General features: G+C 64.6%; 6 protein-coding genes. All 6 read left to right on the top strand.

The window, feature by feature from the left end:
- Positions 1-1,000 (top strand): DNA polymerase III subunit delta (holA, locus tag AACR77_RS11035; protein ID WP_042881452.1); only part of this gene is annotated, 1,000 nt, incomplete at its 5' end.
- Complete coding sequence (nadD, locus tag AACR77_RS11040; RefSeq protein ID WP_039041106.1) at positions 994-1,647, top strand: nicotinate-nucleotide adenylyltransferase; 654 nt, start codon at positions 994-996, stop codon at positions 1,645-1,647. The genes holA and nadD, both read left to right, overlap by 7 nt.
- Positions 1,648-1,859: 212 nt before the next feature.
- Complete coding sequence (gene rsfS, locus AACR77_RS11045; protein WP_010673762.1) at positions 1,860-2,201, top strand: ribosome silencing factor; 342 nt, start codon at positions 1,860-1,862, stop codon at positions 2,199-2,201.
- Between the two features lie 21 nt (positions 2,202-2,222).
- A complete protein-coding gene (gene rlmH / locus AACR77_RS11050; protein WP_005298242.1) occupies positions 2,223-2,690 on the top strand; it encodes a 23S rRNA (pseudouridine(1915)-N(3))-methyltransferase RlmH in 468 nt (155 codons plus the stop codon).
- A gap of 64 nt (positions 2,691-2,754) precedes the next feature.
- Entirely contained in the window at positions 2,755-4,668 is a 1,914-nt protein-coding gene (gene mrdA, locus AACR77_RS11055) for a penicillin-binding protein 2 (protein ID WP_010673761.1), read from the top strand.
- On the top strand, positions 4,665-5,768 hold the full coding sequence (gene rodA, locus AACR77_RS11060; protein ID WP_010673760.1) for a rod shape-determining protein RodA: 1,104 nt from the start codon (positions 4,665-4,667) through the stop codon (positions 5,766-5,768). The genes mrdA and rodA overlap by 4 nt, the downstream gene beginning before the upstream one ends.
- Positions 5,769-5,858 lie beyond the last annotated feature (90 nt).

Genomic DNA, 5,858 nt, shown 5'->3' on the forward strand with positions numbered 1-5,858 from the left:
CAAGGCTGGGCTCAAGCCCTGCTATCTCATTTTTGGGGACGAGCCCCTGCTCAAGCTGGAAGCCATCGACGCCGTGCGTCAGGTGGCACGCAAACAGGGCTTCGATGAGCGCCACAGCTTCGTGGTGGAACAGGGGCTGGACTGGAACCAGGTCTACGATGCCTGCCAGGCCATGAGCCTGTTCTCGGCCCGCCAGATCATCGAGCTGGAGCTGCCCGCCAAGATCGACAAGGATCTCGCCGCCCGCATCAGCGACATTGGCAAGCAGCTCCACCCCGACCTGCTGCTGGTGCTCTCGGGCCCCCGCCTCAACCAGACCCAGATGAAGGCGGCCTGGTTCGACAAGCTGAGCCAGAGCGGCACCTATGTGCCGGTCAACCACCCCGAACCCCGCTTCTTCCCGCGCTGGATGAGCGCCCGCTTTCAGCGCTTCGGCCTCAAGGCACTGCCGGATGCGGTCAACTTCATGTGCCACGCCTACGAGGGCAACCTGCTGGCCGCGAGCCAGGAGATCGAGAAGCTGACCCTGCTCTCCCCGCCCCAGCCCATCAGCGTCGCCTATCTGCAGGAGACCATCATCCGCCACGCCCACTTCACCCCCTTCCAGCTCGTCGATACCCTGCTGGAAGGAAAGGTGAACCGGGCCCAGCGCATCCTGCTGGCCCTGCGCGCCGAGGGCACCGAACCCGGCATGCTGGCCTGGACCCTGTGCCGCGAACTGGAGCAGCTCACCGAGCTGGCGCTGGCCGCCCGCGCCGGACAGCCCCTGGTGGAGCATTTCAGCCGCCTGCGCATCTGGCAGAGTCGCCAGCAGCTCATCCAGCAGGCGCTGACCCGGCTTCCCTTCCCCAAGATCCGACAGCTCTGGCAACTGATGGCCCAGCTGGACCATGCCCAGCGCCATTTCGACACCGAGCAGGCCTGGCTGATGCTGCAAACCATCGCCCTCGGCTTTCGTGACGGTACCCCGCTCCCCCTGCTGGAGACGGAATCATGCTGACACCGCCCATCGGGATCCTCGGCGGCACCTTCGATCCCATTCACATCGGCCACCTGAGGCCCGCCATCGAGGCCCGGGACGCCCTGGGTCTGGCCGAGGTGCGCCTGCTCCCGAACCATATCCCGCCCCACCGGGCCAATCCGCTCTGTTCCAGCGAGCAGCGTCTGGCCATGGTCCGGCTCGCTGCGGCGGACAACCCGGGATTCGTGGTGGATGAGCGGGAGCTCAGGCGCGACACCCCCTCCTGGACCATCGACACCCTTGTCGAGTTGAGGAGCGAGCTGCCGGACACCCCGCTCTGCTTTTTGATGGGGATGGATTCCCTGCTCGGCCTGCCGGGCTGGCACCGCTGGCAGGAGCTGCTCGATTACGCCCACCTGGTGGTGAGCTGCCGCCCAGGCTGGCAACCGGATTATCCCGTCCAGGTGGCCGCGCTGCTGGCCCGCCACCAGACCCGGGACATTCAGGATCTCCATGGCCAGCGCCACGGTCATGTCTGGCTTTGTGACAACCTGCCCGTCGAGCTGTCGGCCACACGCCTGCGTGCCCTGCTCGCGGCAGGCCAGGATCCCAAATACCTGCTGCCCAACCCGGTCGCCGACTATATCCGGCGCCACGGGCTCTACCGCTCATCGGCAACGCAGTAAACGGCGCCACGCAGGCGGATCAGCCGACACGTCCGGGCGCACCGGGCCCGGCCCTGACTATTGCCAAGCCGGGTTGCACACTATAGTGATCGTCAAGGGGCCCCTCCCCCACGGGACGCCTCCCCGGGCAATGCTCCCTTTGCCAGGCTGGGAAACGGGAGTGACCATGATATAATCCGCCGCCCTCTGGCGCCGGAAGATAGGAGAAGACATTGCAAGGCCAAGAATTGCTCGCCTTTATCGTCGACAAGATCGATGACATGAAAGGCCGCGACATCATCACCCTCGATGTGCGCGGCAAATCCAGCATCACGGACACCATGATCATCTGCTCCGGCAACTCCAATCGTCACGTCAGTGCCATCGCCCACAACCTCGCCAGCGAGGCCCGTCATGCGGGGCTCGACCTGCTGAGCGTGGAGGGGGAGCTCACCGGTGAGTGGGTGCTGGTGGACATGGGGTCGGTCATCGTCCACGTGATGCAGGATGAGTACCGCGACTTCTACCAGCTGGAAAAACTCTGGAGCGGCGCCGCCCAGGTCAATTCGCAATAAAGGGCGACAGCGTAACCAAAGATGAAGATCCAGTTGATTGCCGTGGGCACCAAGATGCCTGCCTGGGTAGAGCATGGCTTCGAAGAGTACCGTCGCCGCTTCCCCAAAGACATGCCGTTCGAGCTGGTCGAGATCGGCGCAGGCAAGCGCGGCAAGAATGCCGACATTCCCCGCATCCTGCAAAAGGAAGGGGAAGCCATGCTGGCCGCCGCCGGCCGCTCCCGTATCGTGACCCTGGACATTCCGGGCAAGCCCTGGACCACGGAGCAGCTCGCCGTGCAACTGGAAGCCTGGAAGCTGGATGGCAGGGACGTGGCGCTGCTGGTGGGTGGCCCGGAGGGGCTCTCCCCCGAGTGCAAGGCTGCTGCGGAACAGAGCTGGTCGCTCTCGCCCCTGACCCTGCCCCATCCCCTGGTGCGGGTGCTGGTGGCCGAGAGCCTCTATCGCGCCTGGAGCATCACCACCAATCACCCTTATCACAGAGAGTGACCCATGCCGACCCTGAGCATGCATTTCTCCTCTCTCACCCGCACGTCAGCCACAAGGTAACGGCATGCTGAAGAATCGCATTGAAATGCGCGATCACAGTGCCGAGGGACGTCTGTTCTTCCGGCGCACCCTGGTCGCCTACATCGGCATGGTCACCCTCATGCTGGTGCTGCTGGCTAACCTCTACTACCTGCAAGTAGAGTCTTACGAAACTTATCAGACCCGATCCAACGACAACCGCATCCGTGTGGTACCGGTGGCGCCGCCCCGTGGCCTCATCTACGACGCCAACGGTGTCCTGCTGGCGGAAAACCGCCCGGTCTACAGCCTGGAGATCGTGCCCGAAGAGACCGAGAACCTGGAGAAGACCGCGGACGACCTCATCACCCTGCTGGCCCTGCCGGAGGGGACCAAGGAGAAGTTCCTGGCCGAGGTCAAACGTCAGCGCCGCTTCAAGCCCGTGCCCCTGTTCGAGAAGCTGACCGAATACCAGGTCGCCCTCTTCTCGGTCAACCAGCACAACTACCCGGGGGCCAGCATCGAGGCCTACCTCAAGCGCTACTACCCGTTCGGCGATACCCTCACCCATGCCCTGGGCTACGTGGCCAAGATCAACACCCGTGACGTGGAGCGCCTCGAGAAGGAGGAGAAGCTCGCCAACTATGCCGCCACCAAGGACATCGGCAAACAGGGGGTGGAGAAGTACTACGAGGATCAGCTGCACGGCGTGGCAGGTTATCAGGAGGTCGAGGTGAACAACCGCGGCCGGGTGGTGCGCACCCTGAAATTCCAGCCCCCCGAGCCCGGCAAGGACATCTACCTCAACATCGACATCCGCTTGCAGTTGAAGGCCCAGGAGCTGCTGGCCGGCCGCCGGGGCGCCATCGTGATGATGGAACCCAACACCGGCGCCATCCTGGCCATGGAGTCGAGCCCGAGCTACGACCCCAACCTGTTCGTGACCGGCATCTCCAGCGCCAACTACTCGGCGCTGCTCAACGATCCCGCCCGGCCGCTGGTCAACCGCACCACCCAGGGCATCTATGCCCCCGCCTCCACCGTCAAGCCCATGATGGCGGTGATGGGGCTCAACGAGGGGGCGATCACCCCCAATTACCGCTACTTCGGCGGGCCCAGCTTCTCCATCCCGGGCACCACCAAGAAGTTCCGGGACTGGCGCCGCTGGGGCCACGGCTGGCTCGACGTCTATCGCGCCATCGAGGTGTCGGCGGATACCTATTTCTACGATCTCGCCTACCGGGTCGGCATCGACAAGATCAACAGCTACATGACCAAGTTCGGCTTCGGCCAGTACAGCGGCGTGGACCTCTATGAAGAGACCCGGGGCGTCATGCCCTCCCGGGACTGGAAGATGGCCCGCTGGCGTCAACCCTGGTATCAGGGGGACACCATCTCCATCGGCATCGGCCAGGGCTACTGGAGCGCCACCCCGATCCAGCTCGCCAAGGCCATCAGCATCCTGACCCAGAACGGTCACGACGTGACGCCGCACCTGCTCAAGAGCACCGCCTCCTCCGATGGCGTGGTCAACGCCCCCATCAACCCGAACGTGGCCATCGCCGCCAAGAGCGATACCTACTGGCAGGTGGCCAAGGACGGCATGTGGCGCGTCATCAACGGCCACGAAGGGACGGGGCGCCGCGCCTTCGCCAATACCCCCTACAAGGCGGCGGGCAAGTCCGGCACCGCCCAGGTGGTGGGCCTGAAAGAGAACCAGGTCTACAACGCGGCCACCACCAAGGTGGAGCACCGCGACAACGCCCTGTTCGTCGCCTTCGCCCCCTTCGAGGCACCCAAGGCGGTGGTCGCCCTGGTGCTGGAGAACGCCGGGGGCGGCAGCGCCATGGCGGCACCGGTCGCCCGCCACATGCTGGATGCCTATCTGCTCCCGCCGGAACCCCAGTTGCCACCGGCACCGGAAAAGCCGTCCCAACCGAGTGAGGTCGTTTCCCAATGAGTAATTCTGCCCGCCAGCAGAGCATCTGGTACAAGCTGCACATCGACCTGCCGCTGCTGCTCGGCCTGCTGACCCTGATGGCCCTCTCCATGGTGGTGCTCTACTCCGCCTCGGGCCAGGATCTCGACTCCATCGTGCGCCAGCTGGTGCGCGGCGCCCTGGCCTTCGGTCTGATGATCGGCATGGCCCAGCTGCCGCCCTCCCTCTATGCCCGCTGGTCGGTGCCCCTGTTTGCGGTGGTGGTGCTGCTGCTCATCGCGGTGGACGTGTTCGGCCATATCGGCAAGGGGGCCCAGCGCTGGCTCGACTTGGGCTTCATGAAGTTCCAGCCCTCCGAGGTGATGAAACTCTCCATGCCCATCATGGTGGCCGCCTGGCTCAGCCGGCACTCCCTGCCGCCAAAGTTCAGCCATGTGATGATCGCCCTGGTGATGGTGCTGCTGCCCACCCTGCTGATCGCGGCCCAACCCGATCTCGGCACCTCCATCCTGGTGGCCGCTTCCGGCTTCTTCGTCATCTTCCTGGCGGGGATCAGCTGGTGGCTCATCGGGCTCGCGGTCTTGCTCATCTGCGCCTTCATGCCGGTGCTCTGGTTCTTCCTGATGCACGACTACCAGCGCCAGCGGGTGCTGATGCTGCTGGACCCGGAGAAGGACCCGCTCGGTCGCGGCTATCACATCATCCAGTCCAAGATTGCGATCGGCTCCGGCGGCGTGTTCGGCAAGGGGTGGCTGCAAGGCACCCAGTCCCAGCTCGAATTCCTGCCAGAGCGCCACACCGACTTCATCTTCGCCGTCTTCAGCGAGGAGTTCGGTCTGGTGGGAGTGGCCCTCTTGCTGGTCATCTACCTCTACATCATCAGCCGCTGCCTGTTTATCTCCATGCAGGCCCAGAACAGCTTCGAACGCCTGCTGGGGGGCGCCCTGACCCTGACCTTCTTCGTCTATGTGTTCGTCAACATGGGCATGGTAAGCGGCATCCTGCCGGTGGTAGGTGTGCCCCTGCCACTGGTGAGCTACGGCGGCACCTCCATGGTGACCCTGATGGCGGGCTTCGGCGTTCTGATGTCCATCCAGACCCACAGGCGGCTGCTCGCCTGATGCGGCTCGGCTGGCTGGCTCTATCTCTGTGCACCCTGACGGCGGGTGCTGCCGTCTCGCCGGCCCGGCTCAGCCTGCTGGCCGAGCAGC

Source organism: Aeromonas sp. ZOR0002 (genome assembly GCF_963866995.1).
Taxonomy (GTDB): Bacteria; Pseudomonadota; Gammaproteobacteria; order Enterobacterales; family Aeromonadaceae; genus Aeromonas; species Aeromonas caviae.

Coding starts and splice junctions, on each gene's coding strand:
- rodA (WP_010673760.1), top strand. CDS start 4,665: ATGAGTAATTCTGCCCGCCAGCAGAGCATCTGGTACAAGCTGCACATC.
- rlmH (WP_005298242.1), top strand. CDS start 2,223: ATGAAGATCCAGTTGATTGCCGTGGGCACCAAGATGCCTGCCTGGGTA.
- nadD (WP_039041106.1), top strand. CDS start 994: ATGCTGACACCGCCCATCGGGATCCTCGGCGGCACCTTCGATCCCATT.
- mrdA (WP_010673761.1), top strand. CDS start 2,755: ATGCTGAAGAATCGCATTGAAATGCGCGATCACAGTGCCGAGGGACGT.